This window comes from Pseudomonas sp. PDM32 (genome assembly GCF_019219225.1).
Classification (GTDB): Bacteria; Pseudomonadota; Gammaproteobacteria; order Pseudomonadales; family Pseudomonadaceae; genus Aquipseudomonas; species Aquipseudomonas laurylsulfatiphila.
This window is the reverse complement of record NZ_JAHUWE010000003.1, coordinates 233,442-257,562: the sequence shown is the minus strand read 5'-3', so window position 1 is coordinate 257,562 and position 24,121 is coordinate 233,442. Positions and strand designations below refer to the sequence as shown.

The window sequence follows — 24,121 nt, the reverse complement described above, 5'->3', positions numbered from 1 at the left end:
TTGCACAGGTGATCGATTGTGGAAGATCCGTCATGGTGAACGGTCAAACGACACAGAACCCTGTAGGAGCGAGCTCGCTCGCGATGGACGTCAACGATAACGCGGGTTGGCAGATGCCCCGCGGCGCTCTCGGGTTTATCGCGAGCAGGCTCGCTCCTACAGTCAGTCCTGGAGTTCGGGTCGATCGCGGTACTGCTCCAGCGCTTCGGGATTGGCCAGGGCATCGGTGTTTTTCACCTTCTGCCCATGCACCACATTGCGCACCGCCAGTTCAACCACCTTGCCGCTGATGGTCCGTGGAATGTCGGTGACCGCGACAATCTTCGCCGGTACATGACGCGGCGTGGTATTGGCGCGTATCGTTTGGCGGATCTGCTGCTGCAGCGCCTCGTCCAGCTCCAGCCCGTCGCGCAAGCGTACGAACAGCACCACCCGCACGTCATCCTGCCATTGTTGTCCGATGGCCACGCTGTCGAGCACCTGCGGAATCTTTTCCACCTGACGGTAGATCTCCGCCGTGCCGATGCGCACGCCACCGGGGTTGAGCACGGCATCCGAGCGGCCGTGGATCATCATCCCACCATGGGGCAATTGTTCGGCGTAGTCGCCTTGGGCCCAGACACCGGGGAACAGGCTGAAATAGGACTGGCGCAGCTTTTCGCCATCGGCATCGTTCCACAGGCCAACGGGCATCGCCGGGAAGTGCCGGGTGCAGACCAGTTCGCCTTTTTCTCCGATCACCGGCTGGCCGGCATCGTTCCATACCTCGACGGCCATGCCCAGGCTCTTACCCATGATTTCGCCACGCCGCACTGGCGACACAGGGTTGCCGTTGACGAAGCACGAGACGATGTCGGTGCCGCCGGACATCGAGGCCAGGCACAGGTCAGCCTTGAAGTCGCGATAGACGAAGTCGTAACTCTGCGGCGACAGCGCCGAGCCGGTGCACAGCAACGTCTTGAGGCTGCCCAGGTCATGACTGTCACGGGGCTTGATACCGCTGCTTTCCAGGGTGGCGAGGTATTTCGGGCTGGTGCCGAAGACGCTGATCCCTTCGTCGTCGATCAGGTCGACCAAGCGTTGCGGGTCAGGGTGGAACGGCGAGCCGTCGTACAGCACCACCGCGCTGCCTACCGCGAGGGCCGAGACCAGCCAGTTCCACATCATCCATCCGCAAGTGGTGTAGTAGAACAGGCGTTCACCGGGGCCGAGATCGCAGTGCAGGCCGTGTTCCTTGACGTGTTGCAGGAGTACGCCGCCGGTGCTGTGGATGATGCATTTGGGCACGCCGGTGGTGCCGCTGGAGTAGAGGATATACAGCGGATGGGCGAAGGGCACCGGGACGAAATCCGGTTCGCCGCCGGGTGCGTAGAAATCGTCCCACAGTGTCACGTTGGCCGGGGTGCGGAAGTGTTCGATGTGCGCCTGTGGGCGTGTGTAAGGCACGACGATCAGCTGTTGCAGCGAAGGCAGGCGCTGGAGGATCTCGTTGATTTTGGCGGTCTGGTCGATATCTTTGCCGGCATAGCGGTAGCCGGCGCAGGTCACCAGCACTTTCGGTTCGATCTGGCCGAAACGGTCAACCACCCCTTGGGTGCCGAAGTCCGGTGAAGAACAGGACCAGACAGCGCCCAGGCTGGTGGTGGCGAGCATGGCCACCAGGGTTTGCCAGGTATTGGGCATGCACGCGGCGACCCGATCACCCACACCGACGCCGGCGGCGATCAAGCCGTTTTGAAAGCCGGCGACCTGTTCGGCCAGCTCGGCCCAGGTCAAATGTTCACGCTGACCGTTCTCGCCAACGGCTACCACGGCGATTGCATCATCGCGGCGCTGTAGCAGGTGTTCGGCAAAGTTCAGCGTGGCGCCCGGGAACCACTGGGCGCTGGGCATCTGCGGGCCTTCGAGCAGCACGGCGTCGGGTTGTTCGTGGAAGCGGATGTCGAAGAAATCGACGATGGCCTGCCAGAAGTCGGAGCGTTGCTCGATGGACCATTGGTGCAAGGCCGGGTAGTCGTCAATCTTGAGGTGGTGCCGCTGATTGATGAAGTGCCGGAAGGCCTCCATGCGGGTCTTGCCGATGCGTTTGATGTCGGGTTGCCAGAGGATGTCGGACATGGTTTGCCTCTTCTTGTTCATGCCTTTGCACAAGCTGATGTAGCGCAGGCTTTTGTGACCGGGGCGCTTGTGTGGCGAGGGGGCTTGCCCCCGTTCGGCTGCGTAGCAGTCGCAAAACCAGGCAACCGGATTTGCCAATGATACTTATAGGGCGGCTTCGCCACCCAACGGGGGCAAGCCCCCTCGCCACAGGGTTAGAGGCTGATCACTGCGCCAACCACCCACCATCCACATTCCACGCCGCGCCCCGCACCTGGCTGCCGGCGTCGCTGCACAAAAACAGCACCAGTTCACCCAGTTGCGGCGGTGTCACGAACTCCAGCGATGGCTGCTTTTCAGCGAGCAAATCATGCTGCGCCTGCTGTGGATCAACGCCGTTGGCGGCACGATCGTCGATCTGTTTCTGTACCAGCGGCGTCAGTACCCAGCCTGGGCAGATCGCATTGCAGGTGACCTGGGTGGTCGCGGTTTCCAGGGCAACCACTTTGGTCAAGCCGATCACCCCGTGCTTGGCGGCGACATAGGCGGACTTGCCCACCGAACCGACCAGGCCATGCACCGAGGCAATGTTGATCACCCGGCCCCAACCTTTGGCGCGCATACCCGGCAGGCTCAAACGGGTGCTGTGGAACACCGACGACAGGTTGATCGCGATGATCGAATCCCAGCGCTCCACCGGGAACTCATCCACCGCTGCCACGTGTTGAATGCCGGCATTGTTGACCAGGATGTCGACGCCGCCGAACTCACGCTCGGCGTAGGTGATCATGTCGGCAATCTGTGCCGGGTCGCTGACATCGGCCGGGTGATGGCCGACCTTGCCGCCAAACTGTTCCACCTCGGCGATCACTTGGGAGGCATCGCCGAAGCCGTTGAGGATCAGGTTGGCCCCGGCCTTGGCCAGACTGAGGGCGATCCCCAGGCCGATGCCGCTGGTGGAGCCGGTGACCAGTGCGGTCTTGCCCGAAAGAGTCGTCATGAATACCTCACACAATGCCAGTGGCGTAGAAAGTGCCGATCACCACGAAAACCGCCAGGGTCTTGATCAGCGTAATACAGAAAATGTCTTTGTAAGCTTCACGGTGGGTCAGCCCGGTGACTGCCAGCAGAGTAATTACTGCGCCGTTATGCGGCAGGGTGTCCATGCCGCCGCTGGCCATCGCGGCGACCCGGTGCAGCACTTCCAGCGGAATGTTCGCCGCATGGGCGGCGCTGATGAACTGCTCGGACATGGCCGCCAGCGCAATGCTCATGCCGCCGGAGGCGGAGCCGGTGATGCCGGCCAGCAGGGTCACGGTAATCGCTTCGTTGACCAGTGGATTGGGAATGCTCTTGAGCCAGTCGGCCAACACCAGAAAACCCGGCAGGGACGCGATCACCGCGCCGAAGCCGTATTCCGAGGCGGTGTTCATCGCTGCCAGCAGCGCCCCGCTGACCGCGCTTTTACTACCTTCGGCGAGTTTGCTGCGAATCGCCTGGAAGCCAAACACCAGCACCATGAGGATGCCGACCAGCAAGGCGGCCTGTACCGCCCAGATCGCCGTGAGCTTGGCGATTTCCGTGGTCACCGGCGCGGCCATGCCTGGCAGCGCGAGGCTGTGGGTCTTGCCGTACACCTGCGGAATCCAATGGGTGAACAGCAGGTTCATGATGCCTACCGCCAACAGTGGCGACAGCGCGAGCCATGGGTTGGGCAGCTTGAGGTCGGCGGCGGTTTCCGGCTCGTTGCGCAGGTCGGAGCCATAACCTTCACCGGCGCGCTGTGCCTTGTTGCGCTGGCGCTGGAGAAACAGCATGCCGGCACAGAACACGAAGATCGTGCCGATCACGCCCAGCCACGGCGCCGCCCAGGCCGTGGTGTTGAAGAAGGTGCTGGGGATGATGTTCTGGATTTGTGGCGTGCCGGGCAGGGCGTCCATGGTGAACGAGAACGCGCCCAGGGCAATGGTCGCCGGGATCAGGCGCTTGGGGATGTTGCTCTGGCGGAACATTTCAGCGGCAAACGGGTAGACCGCGAACACCACCACGAACAGCGACACGCCGCCATAGGTGAGCAGGGCGCAGACCAGCACGATCACCAGCATTGCCTGGCGGGTGCCGAGCAGGCGAATCGCAGCGGCGACGATGGAGCGCGAGAAGCCGGACAGTTCGATCAGCTTGCCGAACACTGCGCCGAGCAGGAACACCGGGAAATACAGCTTGATGAAGCCGACCATTTTTTCCATGAACACCCCGGTGAAAGCGGGGGCGACGGCAGAGGGGTCGGTGAGCAGGACAGCGCCGAGGGCGGCAATAGGGGCAAAAAGGATAACGCTATAGCCACGGTAGGCAGCCAGCATCAGCAGCGCGAGGGCTGCCAAGGCAATGATCACACTCATGGTGTGTCTCCTGGGTTGTTATTTTTGTAGGGTGGAACTGGGTAGGGAGGCGTATAGCGAGTTTTGTGCCATATGTTTAAGTTGTTGAAATATAAGGGTTTAAGTTGGTTTTAATATGGGCTCGCGGCGTATTTATCTCTATGTTGAGACTTTGTTGTGCCCTGGAAAGATCGCAGCCTTCGGCAGCTCCTACAGGGGAACGTGGAAAACCCCGTAGGAGCTGCCGAAGGCTGCGATCTTTTGCTCTTTAAAAGACTTTCTACAAAAAGAGATAAATGTCTCTTTAAGGAGACTCGACAATCCCCAGCGCCACCATCTTCTTATACAACGTCGACCGCCCCAGCCCCAATCGTGCCGCCGCCTCAATGACCTTGCCCCCGCATTGCGCAAGGGTCGTTTCGATCAGTTGCCGGTCGAATCGCTCCCGCGCCGCACTGAAGGTTTCGTGGGCAAAGGGCTCCTGGGCCAAGGGCGTCACGCGTTCCACCGGGGTGAACGTACCAATCGCCGCGCGGATGTCCGCCGCCGTCAGGCGCAAGTCATCGCTGAGCAGCGCCGCGCGCTCCAGTACATTGCGCAATTCGCGGATGTTCCCCGGCCAGGCGTGTTGCCCCAGTAATTCCAGTGCTTCGTGGTGCAGTTCATGCTGGCTGCGCAGTTCCTCGAGAATCGCTTCACTGAGCGCCGGCACGTCATCGAGGCGGTCGCGCAGGGGCGGAACCTGGATCGGCAGCACGTTGAGACGGTAGTACAAGTCGGCGCGGAACTCGCCGCGTTTGATCGCCGCCTCCAGGTCAGTCGAGGTCGCGGCGATCACCCGCACATCGCTCTGGATCACTTCATTGGACCCCACCGGCTCGAATTCCTTCTCCTGCAACACCCGCAGCAGTTTGCTTTGCAGGGGCAGCGGCATGTCGCCGATTTCGTCGAGGAACAAGGTGCCGCCCTGGGCGATCTGCAATTTGCCGGCGCGCCCCTTGCGGTCGGCACCGGTAAACGCGCCGGGAGCGGTGCCGAAGAACTCGGCCTCCAGCAGTGATTCGGGAATCGCCGCGCTGTTGATACTGACAAACGCCTTGTGCGCGCGGGGCGAGGCATTGTGGATGGCCTGGGCCAACAACTCCTTGCCGGTGCCGGTTTCGCCGAGCAGCAGAACCGGCGATTCGGTACTCGCACTGCGCCGGGCGCGGCGTTTGACTTCCAGGCTGGCGGCGCTGGTGCCGATGAAATGGGCGAAGTTGTATTTGGTCTGCCGCGCGCGCAGTAGCGAGCGGGTGGAGGCCAGTTCTTCCTGCATGCTCATGTAGCGCTTGAGCATCGGCGACAGGCTGCGCAGTTCGTCGAACAGGGCAAAACCGATGGCGCCGATGACCACGCCGGCGTCATCGTGAATCGGCAGGCGCATGACCACCAGCGGCTCTTTTGGGGTGTCTTGCATGTCCAGCAGAATCGGCCGGCCGGTGCGCACCACTTCACGCAACAGGCTGCCGGGGATCACGCTTTCGCAGGGCTTGCCGATCGCCACTTGCGCCGATGGCAGGCCGAAGCGCCGGGCATAGCGCTCATTCATCCAGACGATGTTGGCATCGCGGTCGACAATCACCGTGCCCTCGCTCGATTGCTCGATGATTTCGAACAATGAACGGATCGCCAGCAGGCGAACGCGCTGGTAGTCCTTGAGGCTTTCGGTGGTGTTCATGGGGGCTGATCCTGATTATGTTTTGCCTGTGCCGGCCTCTTCGCGAGCAAGCCCGCTCCCACAGGGGATTTGTGAACGACACAGATCAACTGTGGGAGCGGGCTTGCTCGCGAAGGCCGCGCCGCGGTCCAACGGCAAGATTATGCCTGCCCCAACAACGCTGCCGCCAACAGCTCTTTGGTGTACGGATGCTGCGGTGAGTCAAACACTTCATGGCTGGCGCCGCGTTCCACCACCTTGCCGTCCTTGATCACGATCATGTCGTGGGCCAGGGCGCGGACCACCGCCAGGTCGTGGCTGATGAACAGGTAGGTCAGGCCGTGCTTTTCCTGGAGCTGGCGGAGCAGGGCGACCACCTGTTTCTGCACCGTGCGGTCCAGCGCCGAAGTCGGCTCGTCGAGCAGGATCAGCGCAGGCTTGAGCACCAGCGCCCGGGCGATGGCGATGCGCTGGCGCTGGCCACCGGAGAATTCGTGGGGATAGCGATGGCGGCTCTGCGGGTCGAGGCCGACTTCGCTCAGTGCGCGGATCACTTCGGCGTTGCACTCTTCAGTGCTCAACTGGCTGTGCACTTCCAGGCCTTCGCTGATGATCTGCGCCACGGACATTCGCGGGCTGAGGCTGCCGAAGGGGTCCTGGAACACCACCTGCATTTTCTTGCGCCACGGCCGTAGCTGTTTTTGCGTCAGGCCATCCAGCGCCTGGCCCTGAAAGCGGATGCTGCCGTCGGAATCGAGCAAACGCAGGATCGCCTGACCGAGTGTGGACTTGCCGGAACCGGATTCACCGACAATGCCCAGGGTCTTGCCGCGCTGAATGTTCAGGCTGATGCCATCGACGGCATGCAGCCAGGTCTTGCGCTGGAACAGGCCGCCACTGACGGGAAACCGCACCTGCAGATCGTTTACTTCCAGTACGTTTTCGCGCTCGTCCCGGGGCAAGGCTTCGCCCTCGGGTTCGGCGTGCAGCAATACGCAGCTGTAAGGGTGCTTCGGTTCGGTGAACAGGGTTTCGCACGGCGCTTGCTCGACGATTTCCCCGGCCTTCATCACGCACACGCGCTGGGCGATGCTGCGCACCAGGTTCAGGTCGTGGCTGATCAGCAGCAGCGACATGCCCAGCCGCTGTTGCAGGGACTTGAGCAGCAGCAGGATCTTGCGCTGCACCGTCACATCCAGTGCGGTGGTCGGTTCGTCGGCAATCAGCAGTTCCGGTTCGCACGCCAGGGCCATGGCAATCATCACCCGCTGACGCTGGCCGCCGGACAGTTGATGGGGATAGGCCTTGAGGCGCTCCTCGGGTTTCTGGATGCCCACCAGGTGCAGCAGTTCAAGGATCCGCGCCTGCGCCGCTTTGCCCGCCAGGCCTTTGTGCACCAACAAGGTTTCGCCGATCTGTTTTTCGATGCTGTGCAGCGGGTTCAGGGACGTCATCGGTTCCTGAAAGATCATCGCAATGCGATTGCCGCGCAGTTGTCGTAACTTGCCGGCATCGGCACCCACCAGTTCCTGGCCGCGATAGCGGATGCTGCCCGTTGTCCGGGTATCGGTTTGCGGCAGCAGTTGCAGGATCGAATGCGCCGTTACCGACTTGCCCGATCCCGATTCGCCCACCAGCGCCAGGCATTCGCCGGGGCGGATGTCCAGGCACAGATTGCGCACCACGGTCTGGCCACTGAAGGCCACGCTGAGGTCACGGATTTCGATCAGGTTGGTCATTGCAGCCGTCCGCTCAAGATCTCGGATCGAAGGCGTCTCGCAACGCCTCGCCGATAAACACCAGTAAAGAAAGAATCAGCGCCAGGGTGAAGAACGCCGTCAGGCCCAGCCACGGCGCTTGCAGGTTCTGCTTGCCCTGGCCGATCAGTTCACCCAGGGAAGCGCTGCCCGCCGGCATGCCGAAGCCGAGGAAGTCCAGCGCCGTCAGGGTGGAAATCGCCCCGGTGAGAATGAACGGCAGGTAGCTCAAGGTCGCGTTCATGGCGTTGGGCAGAATGTGCCGGACGATGACTTTGCGGTCGGTCAGGCCCAGCGCGCGCGCAGCCTTGACGTATTCCAGGTTGCGCCCGCGCAGGAACTCGGCGCGCACCACGTCCACCAAGGCCAGCCATGAAAACAGTGCCATGATTCCCAGCAACCACCAGAAATTCGGCTCGACGAAACCCGACAGGATGATCAGCAGGTACAGCACCGGCAACCCGGACCAGACTTCCAGCAACCGCTGGCCGAGCAAATCCACCCAGCCCCCGTAATAGCCTTGCAGGGCACCGGCCGCGATGCCGATCAGCGCGCTGACAAAGGTCAACATCAAGGCAAACAGGATCGACACCCGGGCACCGAAGATCACCCGGGCCAGAACGTCCCGCGCCTGGTCGTCGGTGCCCAGCCAGTTGACGCTGGTGGGCGGACTGGGAGCGGGTTTGTTCAGGTCATAGTTGGGCGTGTCGTCACTGAATGGAATCGGCGGAAACAGCAACCAGCCACCATCCTTCTTGATCAGCTTCTGCACATAGTCGCTGCGGTAGTCGGCCTGGAACGGCAGTTGCCCGCCGAACTCCTGTTCGGTGTGGCGCTTGAACACCGGGAAGTACCACTGGCCTTGATAGCTGACCATCAGCGGTTTGTCGTTGGCGATCAACTCGCCGCCCAAGGTCATCAGGAACAGGCCGACAAACAGCCAGAGCGACCACCAGCCCCGACGGTTTTTCTTGAAGCGCTCGAAGCGCCGGCGCGCCAGCGGTGAAAGCTTGAGCATCAGGCGTTCCTCGCGGCGAAGTCGATACGCGGGTCGACCAGGGTGTAGCAGAGGTCGCCGACCAGTTTTATCAAAAGGCCAAACAGGGTGAAGATGAACAACGAGCCGAACACCACCGGATAGTCCCGGGATACCGCGGCTTCGTAACTCATGCGGCCCAGGCCGTCGAGGGAGAAGATCACTTCGATCAGCAGGGAACCGGCAAAAAACACACTGATGAACGCCTGGGGAATGCCCGACACCACCAGCAGCATGGCGTTGCGGAACACGTGTCCATAGAGCACCCGTCGCTCACTCAAACCCTTGGCCCGGGCAGTGACCACGTACTGGCGGGTGATTTCATTGAGGAACGAGTTCTTGGTCAGGATGGTCAGCGTGGCGAAACCGCCGATCACCAGCGCGGTGACCGGCAACACCAGATGCCAGAAGTAATCGGCCACTTTGCCAATAGTCGACAGCGATTCGAAGTTGTCCGAGACCAGCCCCCGGACCGGGAACCAGTTCAGTGAAGTGCCGCCGGCAAACACCACGATCAGGAACATCGCAAACAGGAACGCCGGCATGGCATAGCCGATGATGATCGCGGTACTGCTCCAGATATCGAAATGGCTGCCATGGTGCACGGCCTTGCGGATGCCCAGGGGAATCGACACCAGGTAAGTGATCAGTGTCGCCCAGAGTCCGAGGGAAATGGTCACGGGCATTTTCTCGAGGATCAGGTCGGTGACGGTGGCGCCGCGGAAGAAACTCTTGCCGAAGTCCAGGCGCGCGTAGCTGGTGAGCATCAGCCAGAGGCGTTCGTGTGCCGGTTTATCGAAGCCGTACTGTTTTTCAATGTCCTTGATCAGCTGCGGATCAAGCCCGCGACTGGCCCGGGACTTGCCGCTCATGGACTCGCCGGAACCGCCGCCAACCGCGGCACCGCCAATGCCCTGCAAGTGTGCGATGGCCTGTTCGACCGGCCCGCCCGGTGCTGCCTGGACGATGACAAAGTTGACCAGAAGAATGATCACCAACGTCGGAATGATCAGCAGCAGGCGCCGCAGTATGTAAGCCCACATCAGTGCGGCCCTCCGGGTTTGCCACGGCTGATACGCTCGGCCGTCATCTGTTGGTTGGTCAATGGCGTGGTGCTCATCTCCCACCAGCTCTCGATGGCTTCGTCATTGCTCGCTTGCACGTTCGGGATGCCGAAGCGGTTCCACCACACCGTCGAGGTGCCCGGCGGGTAATAGTTGGGAATCCAGTAGTAGTTCCATTGCAGCACCCGGTCCAGGGCATGGGCGTAATGCAGCATGTCAGCCTGGGTGTTGGCGCGGATCAGCCCGGTGATCAGGGTGTCCACTGCAGGGTTCTTCAACACCATGTAGTTGTTGGAGCCTGGGTCGGTGGCCGCCTCGGAACCGAAATAATTCAGCAGTTCGCCTCCCGGAGAGGTGGTGACGGGGTAGCCGGTGACGATCATGTCGTAGTCGCGGCTCATCAGGCGATTGACGTACTGGGACGAGTCGATGCGGCGGATATTGAGGTCGATGCCGATCTGTTTCAGCGTGCGTTTATAGGGCAGCAGCAGACGGTCCATGCCGTTCTGGCTGACCAGGAAGGTGAAGCTCAGCGGCTCGCCTTCGGCATTGACCAGTTGGTCGCCATCGGGTTTCCAGCCGGCCTGTTCGAGCAAGTCCAGGGCCTGCAACTGCTTGTCGCGAATCACGCCGCTGCCATCGGTCTTCGGCGCCTCGAACACTTGGGTGAAGACTTCGTCGGGAATCTGCCCGCGCAGCGGTTCGAGAATCGCCAGCTCCCCGGCATCCGGCAGTTGCCGGGCGGCGAGATCGGTGTTGGAAAAAAAGCTCTGCTGGCGAATGTACATGTCGCGCATCATCTGCCGGTTGCTCCACTCGAAGTCCCACAGCATCACCAGCGCCTGGCGCACGCGACGGTCCTGGAATATGGGCTTTTGCAGATTGAACACGAAACCCTGGGCCGGCTGCGGCGCCTCGGTGGCGAGGTGGGCCTTTTGCAGGCGACCGTCGCTCAGCGCCGGGCTGTCATAGCCGATGGAGTAGCCGGTGGCGGAAAATTCCCGGTTGTAATCATAGGCGCCACCGCGCAGGACCTGGCGCGCCACGTCGGTATCGCCGAAGTACTCGATGCTGAAATGATCGAAGTTGTACAGGCCACGGCTGACCGGCAGGTCCTTGCCCCACCAGTCGGGATTGCGCTCGAAGGTGATGCTGCGCCCGGAATCGATCTTGCCCACTTTATAGGGGCCGCTGCCCAACGGCGCTTCATAGCCGCCGCCACCGGCGAAATCGCGAGTCTTCCACCAGTGTTCGGGAAACACCGGCAGGGTCGCGATATCCAGCGGCAGGGTGCGATTTTCGTTGTTCTTGAAATCGAAGCGGATAGTCAGCGGCGATTCCACTTCGACGCCTTTGACGTCGGCGAACTGGGTGCGGTAACGCAGGCTGCCCTGGGTCATCAGCAGGTCGAAGGTATAGCGCACGTCTTCGGCGGTAATGGCTTTGCCATCGGCAAAACGCGCCTTGGGATTGAGGTAAAAACGCAGTGACAGGCCATCGTCGGAACGCTCCATCTTCTCTGCCACCAGGCCGTACACGGTGTACGGCTCGTCCAGTGAGCGCTGGGCCAGCGGCGAATAGAGCAAGCCGTCGATCTGGGTGACGCCGATGCCTTTGTCGATGTAAGGCAATACGTGGTCGAACTGCCCGATTTCGATCGCAGATCGGCGCATCGTGCCGCCTTTGGGGGCCAGCGGATTGGTGTAGGCGAAATGACTGAAGCCGGCAGGGTATTTTGCCGGTTCGCCGTACACGGTCATTGCCGGTTGCGGTGCCGCATTCACACCCGCGGCACCCGACAGCAGGGCCACGGCCGTGAACAACAAGGTAGGGAAAGCCAGTCGCATTGTCAGCCTTAGAGCCGGGTGGTCGTTAACGACAATTTGTACGCTAGCGGCGCGTCCCTCGCCAGCCGAATTACGCGTGCGAAACACAACGGCCCACCAAAAGGCGGGCCGTTGTGTGAAGAGCTCAAGCGTCGATCAGTCCTGACGGCTGGTCACTTCCAGCAGGTGGTAACCGAACTGGGTCTTGACCGGGCCCTGGACCACGTTGAGCGGTGCGCTGAAGACCACGGTGTCGAATTCCTTGACCATCTGGCCTGGACCGAACGAACCCAGATCACCGCCCTGGCGGCTGGAAGGGCAGGTGGAGTTTGCCTTGGCAACGTCGGCGAAATCGGCGCCAGCCTCGATTTGGGCCTTGAGTTCGTTGCACTTGGCTTCCGAGGCAACAAGGATGTGACGGGCAGTGGCTTTGGCCATGGGAAAATACTCCTTTCAATATTCGGTAAAGTGCGGAGCCTACCGGATTCAGTGAGCTATTTCTCCTCAAAGTTCCGTTCCATTCGCGATCCATGGCAGGTAGCCGCTCAAAGGCCGGCGGCGCTCAAGCGCTCGGCATGGCGTACATACAGTTCGACCGGGTCGACACCTGTGCGCAACTGGCCCGTCGGTTGACCAAGGGTGTCCAGATGATCCAGCGCATAGTCGGAACGGATAACCGTGCCCAGATGCGAACTGAAGCGACCGACCAAACCGTCGTTCTGCCCGGCTTCCGTGACGAAATAACCAGAAAGGACCCGGCAGAAAGCGTTGAGCGGATCGAGCGCATTGAGCCCCTCCTTGAGCACATTCGACTGCACTATGCCGCTCCACGAGTAGTAACGAACACCGTTGACTCGTTCGCGCCCCTTGCCACCCCAGGTGGCAGGCAGTCCTTGCGGGTATTTGTCGTTGAATGCGCCAACGCCTTCGGTGGTCAGGGCATTGAGGGCGGCAATGGCGTTTTGCGGCTGGTACTGGTTGTCGCTCAGGGACGCAAGGAAGTCGGCGAAGAGGGTCACCACCGTCTCGGCCACATGGTCCGGCAGTTGGCCCGGTGTCAATGCCTTGCGCAGGAAATCGGCGAGCTCCGAGCCATGGTTCGGCCCGCTGACGGAAGTCACCGATGCCACTCTGTGTGGCGCAACCGCTGCGGCATAACGTGCGGCCAGTGCACCCTGGCTATGGCCTATGAGGTTGACTTTGTGCGCACCGGTTCCTTCCAGTACCCGCTCGATCTGCATGAGCAATTGGTTGCCGCGTACTTCGTTGTCGTGGATGGCCGACAAGTGGGGAACGAATACCCTTGCTCCGGCGTTCCTCAGCGCCTGCCTGATGTCGTGAAACAGCTCGAACTTGCCGATTCTTTCGAAGCCGAAAAGGCCGTGGATCAGCAGTATGGGATAACGAGTGCTTGCATTCCTTTGCATATTCACACCTTTGCACAGAAGTTCGTCGGGACTGCATGGCGCTTCACTCTAAAACACTCGAGGTTGGCGCGATGTATGAAAAGTCCGCCGGAACTTGCGGAAAGCGGAATAGAGCAAGTGCGAATGCTCAAGATTTGCTGAGGCTTTAGTCGGAATCGCTTGACGATTTTTTACGGCATTCAGGTGGCTCTTGATCAAAGACCTACTACATATGTATCGACTTTCCGAGCGAGGTTGAGTGAGCGGCCGACATCACGGCGGGTAGTCGTGAGGTTAAATGGACGTCATCCAAAGCCGGCCACCCGTTCGGTGTTTATTCCAAGGAATGGAGCGAATGAATGACTGTTTATGAACCCGACACCTTGAATCTAGTACAGCAATCCTTGCCACCGCCCGTACTGGAGGAGGCGGAAAACGGTGTTCTGAACCCCTCTGACCGAAAAGCCGTGATCAGGGTCCGGCCTTACCCAGGCATGACCTGCGGCGACAAATTGCTATTGAGTTGGGCGGGTCTGGATGCCGATGGCCTCGTCTGCAATCATCAGGTGACGCGTTTTGTCAGTGACGACCGGGTCGGCGAGGACATGATCTTTGCTGTGGGTAGTGCTTATATCGAAGCGCTGGACGGTGGTTCACTCGAAATCAGCTATTCGCTCCTGAGCAGTCGTTTTACCGGGGTCGTGCATTCCCATCGTTTACAGCTGAGTGTGGGTGATGTGCAATCTGACCTGTTACCCGCGACGGTCAACGACTCGATGGGTAGGACACTTGATCCGGACCGGGTCAAGGAAGGGGCGATCGTTACAATCAAACCCTATGCGCGCATGACGGCGGGCGACTGGGTGTTGCTGACCTGGGCTGGCGTTTCGGCCGAAGCAAGTTTCAGTGATGCACTCAAAGTCGAGTCCTTTGCAGTGGGGGACGAACTGTCGTTTTGGGTCAGTCCGGAGTGCGTTGCGCTCAATCTGGGTTCCTCGGTTTCCGTCGATTATTGCGTCAAGCAAGCAGGGCATGGTCCTCGTTACTCGGAAGCAACGACTCTGATGATTGGCAAGATGGAGCGGGGACCACTGCCAGCCCCCATGGTGCTGGAAGCCGACGAAGGTTGGGTGGATCTGCTTGATGCGCAGGATGGCGTGACCGTCGTCATCGAAAACCCCAGGGCTGAAAAAGGGGAACTGGTCTGCCTGAGATGCGACGGGGAGAAATTCAATCACTGTGACGAGCGCGAAATCACCAGAGACACCGCGGGCGAGCCGTTGATATTCATCGTTCCCTACCGGTTCTGGAGGGAGCATCGAGATTCTGCGATCCGTGTTTCCTGTTCGGTCGAGCGCCTTGATAACACCTCTCAACAATCCGGGGTGACGCAGGTTCAGGTGCAATCCCTGATGGGACATTGATCGCCATTTGCCCTCCAGTCTTCACATGAAGGCCGGAGGGCGGACCGGTGATGCCGGTTATTGGGCGTTGTCCTGCACTCGCAGCCGATCTGCCGCTTCAAGCAACAGTTGTTCTGTCCCGACCCAACCAAGGCAGCCATCGGTCACTGAAACACCGTATTGCATTGACGCACTCAACGGCTGACAGCCCTCGAACAAATGGCTCTCGATCATCATGCCGATCAGCGAACGATCACCTTGCAGACGCTGTTCAAGTACATCGTTGAACACGGCCGGCTGGCGCAACGGGTCTTTGCCGCTGTTGGCGTGACTGCAATCGACCATGATCCGGGCCGGAATCCTGAGCCGGGCCAAGTCACTGTTCACCCGGGCGATACTGGCGCTGTCGTAGTTCGGCCCGCGATGGCCGCCGCGTAATACCAGGTGAGTGTCCGCATTGCCCGGGGTTTGAATGATCGCCGGATGTCCCTGGCTGTCGACACCGAAATGGCGATGCGGATGGGCGGCGGAACGCATGGCATCACTGGCGACAGCGACACCGCCGTCAGTCCCGTTCTTGAACCCGACAGGCATGCCCAGGCCGCTGGCCATTTCCCGATGGATCTGCGACTCCGTGGTTCGGGCGCCGATTGCCACCCAGCTCAACAGGTCGTCGAAGTAGCCGGCGGCCATCGGCTGCAGCAGTTCAGTGGCGACGGGCAAGCCCAGGCGGAGCATTTCGCGCATCAGCTCGCGGGACAGTGTCAGGCCGGTAGCCATGTCATCGCTGCCATTCAGGTGCGGGTCATAGGCCAGGCCTTTCCAGCCGACCGTGGTACGGGGTTTTTCGACGTAGGCGCGCATCACCAGGAGCATTTTGTCGCTGACTTCGGTGGCGAGGCGGGCAAGGTTGCCGGCGTATTCGAGGGCTGATTCCGGATCGTGGATCGAACATGGGCCTACGATGACCAGCAGACGGGAGTCTTCACCGTTGAGGATCGCGCGAACCGCCTGGCGGTGGCTGGCGACTTGCTGGGTCAGGAGGTTGCCGAGGGGCAATTGCTGTTTGAGTTGCAATGAGCTGGGCAGACGCAGGGTCAGCGCTTCATTGGCAGGGCTCAAGGTGGACAGCGGCAGTGCGGAGACGGACGAGTTCATGTTCAAGGCTTCCTGGGCTGGTGGCGGGTTCGTGCCCGCGCGCTCGGCCCTACTGGGGTGTTCGACAATTGGCCAGACTGGCTGTGTGTGTGTGCTTGCCACCTGTGGGTGACCGATCGGAGGCGGCAGGCTGTCCCGAGCGGAGGGTGGTAAATCGCCAGGCGGTAAAACTGTCGTAACGGTAATAAGTGGCGTAGTTCATGTTCTGAATCCTCTGAATGTCTGGTGTGTCGCTAAAAGTGTTGGAGCTGAAAAAAACAAAACCCCCGGTCGGGAGGCCGGCCGGGGGTTGAGAATTCTCTGGTGGCGACCCGTTTAAAGTGGGCGCCGTGTGGGTATCAGGCGCGCCAGTGGCTAAACCAATACCCAAAATAAAAGCTGACGGGAGCACAGTCGTCGTTCACCCGGGCAGCCGCAACCGAGCGCAAGGCGCTGGCGGTACGAAGCTGTGGGAGGGTGTTGAACATGGTCTGTCTCCGATGGATGGGTCGAGCTTACTAGAGGCCGGTGCGCAGATTCAATCAGAAAATGCTATTGGCCGGCGACAGGGTTTTCTATCGCTTGAGTGGCCTGAGGGTTGTGACAAACTCTGCGTCTGTTTAAAAGTACATCGACACAAGGACGCCTCATGTTACCGCTGACCATCGCCGCAGCCCAATCGATCTCCATCGCCGGAGACCTTGCCGGCAATATCGCCAGGCACCAGCGCTTCATCGCGACAGCCGCGGAGCAGGGCGTGCAGTTGCTGGTGTTTCCTGAGCTGTCGCTGACCGGCTACGAGCGCGGGCTCGCGGCCGAGCTGGCCATTGTGTCGGATGACGCCCTTCTGCAACCGCTGAGAGACGTCGCCCGGGCAGTCGGTGTGACGGCTGTTGTCGGTATGCCGATTAGGCTGTCGGATAACTCGCCGGTCCTGATCGGTGCATTGGTGCTGGGAGCCGATGGTTCGCTTGGGGTCTACAGCAAGCAGCATCTGCATCCAGGGGAAGAAGTGGCGTTTGCACCGGGCGCCGGGGGTGAGCCCCTGACCATCGGGACAGACACGATTGCACTGGCGGTCTGCGCCGACTTTTCCCACGCCAGCCATGCCGCCGCTGCGGCGTGCCAGGGTGCAGGTGTCTACGCCGCAGGCGTGCTGATCTCGGAAAACGGCTACGTCGCGGATACTGCGTTGCTGCAAGGCTATGCCGCGCAGCACGCCATGGTGGTGTTGATGGCCAATCATGGTGGCGCGACAGGTGGCTGGGTGTCGGCAGGACGCAGCGCGATCTGGGCGTCGGACGGTTTGTTGATTGCCGCCGCCACCGGTACTGGCAGCCAGATGGTTGTGGCCCGGCGCAACAGCGAGGGCTGGAGCGGGGAAGTCGTCGCCGTGGAGCTGGCGTGATGGACTGCGCATGGCGTGCGGCCACGCCAGAGGACCTGGCCTTCGCCCGCCATCTGACCTGTAAAAACATGCTGCGTTACTACATTCGGCACGACCTGATGTGGCAGGACGAAGCGTTTGACGTGGCCTGGGCAGGGCGGGACAACCGCTTGCTGACAGGCGGCGATAAGTGGCTGGGTTATGTAAGCTTGAGCCGTGATGCCGGAGCGTTGTACATCCGCGAACTGCAAGTCGTCGAAGCGTTTCGCGGGCAGGGCATTGGTTCCTGGGCAATCGATCAGGTACTGTCAGTCGCGCACCAGGAGCGGCGACCGGCGTTACGCTTGACGGTTTTTGAAGATAACCCGGCGCGGGCGTTGTACGAGCGCAAAGGATTCACCGTGGTGGGTCAGGATGATTGTTTCCTGAGAATGCAGCTTGATATCAATCCATGACATTGCCGCAACGCGTTTGCGACCAGCCTTTCAAGATGAATTGAAACTTTTAATCTGATGCTTTCCGCTAGGTCTGCCAGATGCTTTTTGCTAAGGTGTCTGGCAACCCAATAAGACCATATCGCGAGGTGTCTGCTTGATTAGGGTGCTAGTAGTCGATGACCATGATCTCGTTCGTACAGGCATTACACGAATGCTGGCTGACATCGATGGCCTGCAAGTAGTCGGCCAGGCCGAGTCGGGTGAAGAATCCCTGCTCAAGGCGCGTGAGCTGAAACCCGATGTGGTGTTGATGGACGTCAAGATGCCGGGTATCGGCGGTCTTGAGGCCACTCGCAAATTATTGCGCAGTCATCCGGATATCAAAGTCGTCGCGGTGACCGTGTGTGAAGAGGACCCGTTTCCTACGCGGCTGTTGCAAGCCGGTGCGGCAGGATACCTGACCAAGGGGGCAGGTTTGCCGGAAATGGTCCAGGCCATTCGCCTGGTGTTCGCCGGGCAACGCTACATCAGCCCGCAAATTGCCCAGCAACTGGCGATCAAGTCCTTCCAGCCCACCAACGACTCGCCTTTCGATGCCCTGTCCGAGCGGGAAATCCAGATCGCGCTGATGATCGTCGGCTGCCAGAAAGTACAGATCATTTCCGACAAATTGTGCCTGTCCCCGAAAACCGTGAACACCTACCGTTACCGCATCTTCGAAAAACTTTCGATCAGCAGTGATGTCGAGTTGACGCTGTTGGCGGTGCGTCATGGCATGGTCGACGCCAGCCTCTGAAAATGACCGAAACCTTTGATCCGAGCGCCTTTCTGTCGACCGTTAGCGGTCGCCCCGGCGTGTACCGCATGTTCGACAGCGAAGCGCGGTTGCTTTACGTCGGCAAGGCGAAAAACCTCAAGAATCGCCTGTCGAGTTACTTTCGCAAGACCGGGCTTGCCCCCAAGACCGCCGCACTGGTCGCACGTATCGCCCAGGTTGAAACGACGATCACCGCCAACGAAACCGAAGCCTTGCTGCTCGAGCAGACGCTGATCAAGGAATGGCGCCCGCCCTATAACATCCTGCTGCGCGACGACAAATCCTACCCCTATGTCTTTCTCTCCGACGGAGAGTTTCCGCGCCTGAGCATTCATCGTGGTGCGAAAAAGGCCAAGGGCAAATATTTCGGTCCTTACCCCAGCGCCGGCGCGATCCGCGAAAGCCTGAGCCTGCTGCAAAAGACGTTTTTCGTTCGGCAATGCGAAGACAGCTATTACAAGAACCGCACCCGTCCTTGTCTGCAATATCAGATCAAACGCTGCAAGGCGCCCTGCGTTGGGCTGGTGGAGCCTCAGGTGTACGCCGAAGATGTGCGCCACTCGGTGATGTTTCTTGAGGGGCGCAGCAATGCGCTGACTGACGAGTTATCTGCCGGGATGGAAGAGGCGGCGATCAATCTGGAGTTCGAGCGAGCGGCCGAGCTGCGGGACCAGATTGCGTTGCTGCGTCGGGTCCAGGACCAGCAGAGCATGGAAGGCGGGACCGGGGACGTCGATGTGATCGCCGCGTTCGTCAACCCGGGCGGTGCCTGTGTGCACTTGATCAGCGTGCGGGGCGGGCGGGTGTTGGGCAGCAAGAACTTCTTCCCTCAAGTCGGTATTGAAGAAGACGTTTCTGAAGTCATGGCCGCGTTTCTCGGCCAATACTTCATCAGCAGCCCTGAACGCGACTTGCCCAGCGAGTTGATCGTCAATGTGGTCCACGATGACTTTCCAACACTGATCGCGGCCATCGACGAGTTGCGCGGTCGAGAACTGACCATCAGCCATCGCGTGCGTGGCACGCGAGCACGCTGGCAGCAATTGGCGGTGACCAATGCCGAGCAGGCGCTAAGTGCGCGCCTGGCGAATCGTCAGCACATTACGGCACGCTTCGACGCACTGGCCGAGGTGCTGAAGCTGGATGAGCCTCCACAACGCCTGGAGTGCTACGACATCAGTCATTCCAGTGGCGAGGCGACGGTGGCGTCCTGCGTGGTCTTCGGCCCCGAAGGCCCGATCAAGTCCGACTACCGCCGGTACAACATCGAGGGCGTTACGGCCGGCGATGATTACGCGGCGATGCACCAGGCGTTGACCCGACGCTTCAGCAAACTGAAGGACGGGGAGGGCAAGCTGCCGGATATCCTGCTGGTGGATGGCGGTAAAGGCCAGTTGTCCATGGCTCGCGACGTGCTCGATGAACTCGCCGTACCTGATCTGATCCTGCTCGGCGTGGCAAAAGGCGCGACGCGCAAGGCCGGTTTCGAAACCCTGTACCTGAACGACGCCGCGCACGAGTTCACCTTGCGTGGCGATTCTCCCGCGCTGCATCTGATTCAGCAGATTCGCGACGAAGCCCACAGATTTGCCATTACCGGGCACCGCGCCCGGCGTGGAAAAACCCGTCGGACGTCTACACTGGAAGGCGTCGCTGGCGTCGGTCCGACACGTCGGCGGGATTTGTTGAAACATTTTGGTGGATTGCAGGAGCTGTCTCGTGCAAGCATCGAAGAAATTGCCAAAGCCCCCGGGATCAGTAAAAAGCTCGCAGAGTTGATTTATGCAAATCTGCACAGCGAGTAGAATGCCCCCTCACCTCGTAGCCAGTTGTGCCGATGAATATCCCTAATCTGATTACCGTTCTACGCGTTCTGCTCATTCCGATCTTTATTTTGTTGTTCTACCTGCCTTACCACTGGAGCTTCCTGGCTTCCGCCTCGGTCTTCGCCTTTGCCGCCGCCACCGACTGGCTGGACGGGTACCTGGCCCGCCGCTTGGAACAAAGCACACCGTTCGGGGCTTTTCTCGATCCGGTTGCCGACAAGCTGATGGTCGCGGTTGCACTGGTACTGTTGGTGCAGGAACACGGAAACCTGTGGCTCACGCTGCCGGCTGCCGTGATCATCGGTCGCGAGATTGTCGTCTCGGCCCTGCGCGAATGGATGGCCGAACTGGGCGCGCGTGCCCACGTCGCCGTATCGAACCTTGGCAAATGGAAAACCGCCGCGCAAATGCTCGCGCTGGTGATCCTGCTGGCCAATCCCAAGGATTTCAGTTTCTGGGTCTTACTTGGCTACACCTTGCTGATGGTGTCGGCCGGCCTGACTTTGTGGTCGATGGTCCAGTACCTGCGGGCTGCCTGGCCACATCTGAAGACCGACGTTGAAAAGAAATAAAACTTTTTTGAATCAAAGGGTTGACGGGGCTTCTGGATTCTATAGAATGCGCCACACCAAGACGCGGGAATAGCTCAGTTGGTAGAGCACGACCTTGCCAAGGTCGGGGTCGCGAGTTCGAGTCTCGTTTCCCGCTCCAAGTTTGTACGCATTTGATGTCGCGCTACTAGATATCAAATGTTTTGAGGCCGAGTAGCAAAATGGTTATGCAGCGGATTGCAAATCCGCCTACGCCGGTTCGATTCCGACCTCGGCCTCCACTAATAAACAAGCTCCGTAGATCTATGATTTACGGAGCTTTTTTATTTGCAGTAGCCTGCAAGATTTAGTCTTGAAAAGGGTATTTGCGAACTTGCTTCACCGGGGCGGGATGTATATATTTCCACCTCTGCTGCACAGGCGTCAGAACTGCCAGATCGTTATTTGGCAAAACCTGGACGCTTCACCGCGCTACCGCCCGAATGGCGAAACTGGTAGACGCATGGGACTTAAAATCCCCCGCTCGTAAGGGCGTGCCGGTTCGATTCCGGCTTCGGGCACCATATATATCAAGGGTTTGCGAGCGAAAGCTGAGCAAACCCTTGTTCGTTTCTGGTCCGCAATTATTGACTTGCCCCGCAATTCACTTGGTTCGCGAGACGTTTTCTCCCTTTCGGCTACAGATGTATTGCTCGGTCATTACACGGTCGTATGTCCAGGCTGATCCCTGACCTGCAAAATTTCGAAAAATTTGATTTGTGGAGTTCCTGCCGCACTGAATCCTGAGCGTAGGAGAGCGACTGTTGGTCGGATAAAGATGTATCCGGGTTTTATGAGGCTGTATTTTTTTTGGCGTTTTTAGAGGCTTTTAAAAACAATAGGTTGCGATGTAAATATTTGTATGTTTGTAACGGCGATTATTTGTTGACGATCGATTTTTATCAGACTTAAGTCTGATTTTCGAACACCCGGAGCCTGGGACACACGACGGGTGACCGGTGTGATCCCGGGTTTCCTGCTATTAATCAATGATCTGTCGTTCGAGTGCTAATCCTTTCGGGAGCGCGTCATGAATCCGTTCATTCGTATCTGCATTGTCGACGACCACCCGTTGTTGCGTGAGGGCGTTGCCAACATACTGAAAAGACGGGCGGACCTGCAGGTCGTGGAGCAGGGCGCCAACGCGGATGAGGCCAGGGAAATTGCCCAGAGGGCGCGTCCGGATGTGATGCTGATGGACGTCAATATGCCGGGTGATGTTTTCGCCGCGGTGCGGTTCATTTCCACTGAACTGTCGGATGTGAAGGTACTGATGCTCACGGTTTCAGAGTCCGAAAACGACGCCTTTTTGGCGCTGGAGGCCGGCGCGCTCGGGTATGTGTTGAAAGGTGTCAGCGGGCCGGAACTGGTCTTGGCGATCCGGTTGGTTGCCAAGGGGCAGACGTATATCACCCCTGATTTTGTCAACAAATTGCTGAGTAACTTCAAGACACACGCAGCGGAGATTCACACGTTTGATCTGACCCTGCGCGAGGAGCAGGTTATTTATGAAGTCTCCAAGGGCCTGACCAATAGAGAGGTTGCGTCAAAGTTGTTGATCAGCGAAAAAACCGTCAAGCACTACATGACCTGTGTGATGCAGAAACTGCATGCCCGAAATCGTGTCGAAGCGGTCGCGGCCCTACGGTATTACAGGGAGCGCGAAGCTCTCGGGCGATTTCACATAGGCGTAGGGAAAACATCAGTCGATGCCCGGACCCGCTTCTGACTAAAGTTTGAACTGTGCATTGACCGACGTCCCTGAGTTACAAGAGTCGATACTGAACAACCCGCCCAGCGATTCAACGCGATAACGCAAACCGGCGAGCCCCAATCGGGTTCTGCCGGATGTATCGAGTTGCATGGCGTCCGCCGCCATACCCGGACCACTGTCCCTGACGCTGATGTTTAATACCTGATCAATGTATTGCGCCTGGATGACCTGGCCCTCGCCGTTGGCATGACGGTAAGCATTGTTGAGGGTTTCCTGGACAAAACGGTACAAACAGAGTTTGAGCGGCAGCGGCGTGGCCTCTGGTAGCGGCCCCAGGGCGAGGGTGACCCTGGTGCCGGTGCGTTGCTCATGCCGTTGCGCCACTAGCTGCAACTCTTCCACCAGGCTCAGGTCGTTGATTTCCGGAAGTGCCAGACCTCGTGATAAATCGCGGACCTCCCGCAATGCGTCGGTGGCGGCACCACGAATGGTTTCCAGCGCCTCCTGATCGACAGCCGGACCGTTATCGGCCAACTCGTCGAGCCAGATCAGAATCAAGGTCAATAACTGCGCCGGCCCATCGTGCAGGTCTGCACCAATGCGCCGCAAGTTGAGTTCGTTGATCCGGGAAAACTCCTGGGTCGCCGTCGCCATCTTGCGCTGGAGTGCGGCGTTGCTGATACGCAGGCGAGTTTGCTCCAACAGCCGTAAGCGCAGTGCCACTTGCTGTTGCTCGATAATCTTGTCGCCGCGTCGCACGATGAAAAAAAGCAGCGTCAGCATTGCCAACGTCGCTGCGCCAACGACCATCCATACCTGCTGTCGGACGCGGTTGATTTCACGCTCCAGGCTTTCGGCCCTTTCATAAAACTCGCCCACCGCGATCACTTTCCTGGTGTTGAAATCCCGCAGGGGGGCGTAGATCTCATAGAGCGGCAGGTTGAGCTTGCGCTCGAACTCGTTTTCATCCTGGCTCAGCTCTTCAAGGTCGGTGACCACGTTTCCCTTAAGCGCCTCGGAAATCTCGTCTGTTGGGAAGACGCGATTGGTGATGGCTTTATTCGTGCTGTAGACGACCGTGCCATCCGCTCGCCAGATCTTGATCGAGACAATGTGCTGGTTTAGCGAACTGTTTTCCATGAGGCGGTCCAGGGATTTGACACTTTCCTCCGAGAGGCTTTCGCCCCGCCCCATCTCCTGCACATAGGGCTCCAGAAACGCTTCCATGTAGTGGGCGCCTGCTTCTGCCGCGCTTTGCACCGCAGCACTTTCTATTCGTTGGCTCACCAGTTTGCCGACGAAGAACATGGTCAGCCCCAGGATCACCGCAGCGGCAATGACAAATTGGGCCGAGCGACTCAGCTTGCGCGCCTGGGCCTTTATCCGGGTGCGCCAAGTTCCCTTGCGAGCCACATCGGAACCAGCGGCTGGTCCGACCAAAGTCTCAGTCTCGTCCGCTATGAAAGTCTCGTTTTTTGATTCGACTTTTGCATCTTTTTCCATCGGGTTGGTTCCCTGAACATAGTGATATGTCGGCTGGAAATCCC

19 protein-coding genes and 3 tRNA genes are annotated in these 24,121 nt (G+C 59.5%); 10 read left to right on the top strand and 12 right to left on the bottom strand.

The window, feature by feature from the left end; translation table 11 throughout:
• Positions 1 to 162 precede the first annotated feature (162 nt).
• From KW846_RS07620 to KW846_RS07575, 10 genes are all read right to left on the bottom strand, one after another.
• Complete coding sequence (locus KW846_RS07620) at positions 163 to 2,118, bottom strand: acetoacetate--CoA ligase (protein ID WP_218481831.1); 1,956 nt, start codon at positions 2,116 to 2,118, stop codon at positions 163 to 165.
• Positions 2,119 to 2,323: 205 nt separating this feature from the next.
• Complete coding sequence (locus KW846_RS07615) at positions 2,324 to 3,097, bottom strand: 3-hydroxybutyrate dehydrogenase (protein ID WP_218481830.1); 774 nt, start codon at positions 3,095 to 3,097, stop codon at positions 2,324 to 2,326.
• A 7-nt stretch (positions 3,098 to 3,104) separates the two neighbouring features.
• Positions 3,105 to 4,496: a GntP family permease gene (locus KW846_RS07610; protein WP_007974692.1), complete on the bottom strand. Its 1,392-nt coding sequence runs from the start codon at positions 4,494 to 4,496 to the stop codon at positions 3,105 to 3,107.
• A 283-nt stretch (positions 4,497 to 4,779) separates the two neighbouring features.
• Entirely contained in the window at positions 4,780 to 6,195 is a 1,416-nt protein-coding gene (locus KW846_RS07605) for a sigma-54-dependent Fis family transcriptional regulator (protein ID WP_218481829.1), read from the bottom strand.
• 140 nt (positions 6,196 to 6,335) lie between these two features.
• The gene (locus tag KW846_RS07600; RefSeq protein WP_007974696.1) at positions 6,336 to 7,913 is read right to left on the bottom strand and encodes an ABC transporter ATP-binding protein; all 1,578 of its coding nucleotides are present in this window, start codon (positions 7,911 to 7,913) and stop codon (positions 6,336 to 6,338) included.
• A 13-nt stretch (positions 7,914 to 7,926) separates the two neighbouring features.
• Positions 7,927 to 8,949 (bottom strand): ABC transporter permease, encoded by a 1,023-nt coding sequence (locus tag KW846_RS07595; RefSeq protein WP_007974697.1) that lies wholly within the window; start codon positions 8,947 to 8,949, stop codon positions 7,927 to 7,929.
• Positions 8,949 to 10,010, bottom strand: coding sequence for a microcin C ABC transporter permease YejB (locus tag KW846_RS07590; RefSeq protein WP_102702664.1), 1,062 nt, complete (start codon positions 10,008 to 10,010; stop codon positions 8,949 to 8,951). The genes KW846_RS07595 and KW846_RS07590 overlap by 1 nt, the downstream gene beginning before the upstream one ends.
• Complete coding sequence (locus tag KW846_RS07585) at positions 10,010 to 11,878, bottom strand: extracellular solute-binding protein (protein WP_218481828.1); 1,869 nt, start codon at positions 11,876 to 11,878, stop codon at positions 10,010 to 10,012. The genes KW846_RS07590 and KW846_RS07585 overlap by 1 nt, the downstream gene beginning before the upstream one ends.
• Before the next feature lie 135 nt (positions 11,879 to 12,013).
• Positions 12,014 to 12,295, bottom strand: coding sequence for a peptidylprolyl isomerase (locus KW846_RS07580; protein ID WP_007974703.1), 282 nt, complete (start codon positions 12,293 to 12,295; stop codon positions 12,014 to 12,016).
• A gap of 107 nt (positions 12,296 to 12,402) precedes the next feature.
• A complete protein-coding gene (locus KW846_RS07575; RefSeq protein ID WP_218481827.1) occupies positions 12,403 to 13,284 on the bottom strand; it encodes a triacylglycerol lipase in 882 nt (293 codons plus the stop codon).
• A gap of 338 nt (positions 13,285 to 13,622) precedes the next feature.
• On the opposite strand from KW846_RS07575, the gene KW846_RS07570 reads away from it, so the two are divergent.
• Complete coding sequence (locus tag KW846_RS07570; protein ID WP_218481826.1) at positions 13,623 to 14,687, top strand: hypothetical protein; 1,065 nt, start codon at positions 13,623 to 13,625, stop codon at positions 14,685 to 14,687.
• Positions 14,688 to 14,744: 57 nt separating this feature from the next.
• Here KW846_RS07570 and KW846_RS07565 read toward each other — a convergent pair whose 3' ends face one another.
• The gene (locus KW846_RS07565) at positions 14,745 to 15,824 is read right to left on the bottom strand and encodes a 3-deoxy-7-phosphoheptulonate synthase (RefSeq protein ID WP_218481825.1); all 1,080 of its coding nucleotides are present in this window, start codon (positions 15,822 to 15,824) and stop codon (positions 14,745 to 14,747) included.
• 628 nt (positions 15,825 to 16,452) lie between these two features.
• On the opposite strand from KW846_RS07565, the gene KW846_RS07560 reads away from it, so the two are divergent.
• From KW846_RS07560 to KW846_RS07520, 9 genes are all read left to right on the top strand, one after another.
• Entirely contained in the window at positions 16,453 to 17,211 is a 759-nt protein-coding gene (locus KW846_RS07560; protein WP_218481824.1) for a carbon-nitrogen hydrolase family protein, read from the top strand.
• Positions 17,211 to 17,645 (top strand): N-acetyltransferase, encoded by a 435-nt coding sequence (locus KW846_RS07555; protein WP_218481823.1) that lies wholly within the window; start codon positions 17,211 to 17,213, stop codon positions 17,643 to 17,645. Before KW846_RS07560 ends, KW846_RS07555 begins: the two co-directional genes overlap by 1 nt.
• Positions 17,646 to 17,781: 136 nt before the next feature.
• Entirely contained in the window at positions 17,782 to 18,423 is a 642-nt protein-coding gene (uvrY, locus tag KW846_RS07550; protein WP_008015884.1) for a UvrY/SirA/GacA family response regulator transcription factor, read from the top strand.
• Positions 18,424 to 18,425: 2 nt separating this feature from the next.
• Positions 18,426 to 20,249, top strand: coding sequence for an excinuclease ABC subunit UvrC (uvrC, locus tag KW846_RS07545; RefSeq protein ID WP_103393169.1), 1,824 nt, complete (start codon positions 18,426 to 18,428; stop codon positions 20,247 to 20,249).
• Positions 20,250 to 20,281: 32 nt separating this feature from the next.
• The gene (pgsA, locus tag KW846_RS07540; protein ID WP_102702169.1) at positions 20,282 to 20,842 is read left to right on the top strand and encodes a CDP-diacylglycerol--glycerol-3-phosphate 3-phosphatidyltransferase; all 561 of its coding nucleotides are present in this window, start codon (positions 20,282 to 20,284) and stop codon (positions 20,840 to 20,842) included.
• A gap of 63 nt (positions 20,843 to 20,905) precedes the next feature.
• Positions 20,906 to 20,981: transfer RNA gene (locus KW846_RS07535), tRNA-Gly, on the top strand.
• Positions 20,982 to 21,028: 47 nt separating this feature from the next.
• A tRNA-Cys gene (locus KW846_RS07530) sits at positions 21,029 to 21,102 on the top strand.
• 195 nt (positions 21,103 to 21,297) lie between these two features.
• Positions 21,298 to 21,384: transfer RNA gene (locus tag KW846_RS07525), tRNA-Leu, on the top strand.
• A gap of 506 nt (positions 21,385 to 21,890) precedes the next feature.
• The gene (locus tag KW846_RS07520) at positions 21,891 to 22,589 is read left to right on the top strand and encodes a response regulator transcription factor (protein ID WP_218481822.1); all 699 of its coding nucleotides are present in this window, start codon (positions 21,891 to 21,893) and stop codon (positions 22,587 to 22,589) included.
• Here the strand turns inward: KW846_RS07520 and KW846_RS07515 are convergent, their stop codons facing one another.
• The gene (locus KW846_RS07515; RefSeq protein ID WP_218481821.1) at positions 22,590 to 24,077 is read right to left on the bottom strand and encodes a sensor histidine kinase; all 1,488 of its coding nucleotides are present in this window, start codon (positions 24,075 to 24,077) and stop codon (positions 22,590 to 22,592) included.
• Positions 24,078 to 24,121 lie beyond the last annotated feature (44 nt).

Excerpts from the sequence above, each read along its gene's own strand:
- KW846_RS07620 (WP_218481831.1), bottom strand. The coding sequence starts at position 2,118 with ATGTCCGACATCCTCTGGCAACCCGACATCAAACGCATCGGCAAGACC.
- KW846_RS07615 (WP_218481830.1), bottom strand. The coding sequence starts at position 3,097 with ATGACGACTCTTTCGGGCAAGACCGCACTGGTCACCGGCTCCACCAGC.
- KW846_RS07610 (WP_007974692.1), bottom strand. The coding sequence starts at position 4,496 with ATGAGTGTGATCATTGCCTTGGCAGCCCTCGCGCTGCTGATGCTGGCT.
- KW846_RS07605 (WP_218481829.1), bottom strand. The coding sequence starts at position 6,195 with ATGAACACCACCGAAAGCCTCAAGGACTACCAGCGCGTTCGCCTGCTG.
- KW846_RS07600 (WP_007974696.1), bottom strand. The coding sequence starts at position 7,913 with ATGACCAACCTGATCGAAATCCGTGACCTCAGCGTGGCCTTCAGTGGC.
- KW846_RS07595 (WP_007974697.1), bottom strand. The coding sequence starts at position 8,949 with ATGCTCAAGCTTTCACCGCTGGCGCGCCGGCGCTTCGAGCGCTTCAAG.
- KW846_RS07590 (WP_102702664.1), bottom strand. The coding sequence starts at position 10,010 with ATGTGGGCTTACATACTGCGGCGCCTGCTGCTGATCATTCCGACGTTG.
- KW846_RS07585 (WP_218481828.1), bottom strand. The coding sequence starts at position 11,878 with ATGCGACTGGCTTTCCCTACCTTGTTGTTCACGGCCGTGGCCCTGCTG.
- KW846_RS07580 (WP_007974703.1), bottom strand. The coding sequence starts at position 12,295 with ATGGCCAAAGCCACTGCCCGTCACATCCTTGTTGCCTCGGAAGCCAAG.
- KW846_RS07575 (WP_218481827.1), bottom strand. The coding sequence starts at position 13,284 with ATGCAAAGGAATGCAAGCACTCGTTATCCCATACTGCTGATCCACGGC.
- KW846_RS07570 (WP_218481826.1), top strand. The coding sequence starts at position 13,623 with ATGACTGTTTATGAACCCGACACCTTGAATCTAGTACAGCAATCCTTG.
- KW846_RS07565 (WP_218481825.1), bottom strand. The coding sequence starts at position 15,824 with ATGAACTCGTCCGTCTCCGCACTGCCGCTGTCCACCTTGAGCCCTGCC.
- KW846_RS07560 (WP_218481824.1), top strand. The coding sequence starts at position 16,453 with ATGTTACCGCTGACCATCGCCGCAGCCCAATCGATCTCCATCGCCGGA.
- KW846_RS07555 (WP_218481823.1), top strand. The coding sequence starts at position 17,211 with ATGGACTGCGCATGGCGTGCGGCCACGCCAGAGGACCTGGCCTTCGCC.
- uvrC (WP_103393169.1), top strand. The coding sequence starts at position 18,426 with ATGACCGAAACCTTTGATCCGAGCGCCTTTCTGTCGACCGTTAGCGGT.
- pgsA (WP_102702169.1), top strand. The coding sequence starts at position 20,282 with ATGAATATCCCTAATCTGATTACCGTTCTACGCGTTCTGCTCATTCCG.
- KW846_RS07520 (WP_218481822.1), top strand. The coding sequence starts at position 21,891 with ATGAATCCGTTCATTCGTATCTGCATTGTCGACGACCACCCGTTGTTG.
- KW846_RS07515 (WP_218481821.1), bottom strand. The coding sequence starts at position 24,077 with ATGGAAAAAGATGCAAAAGTCGAATCAAAAAACGAGACTTTCATAGCG.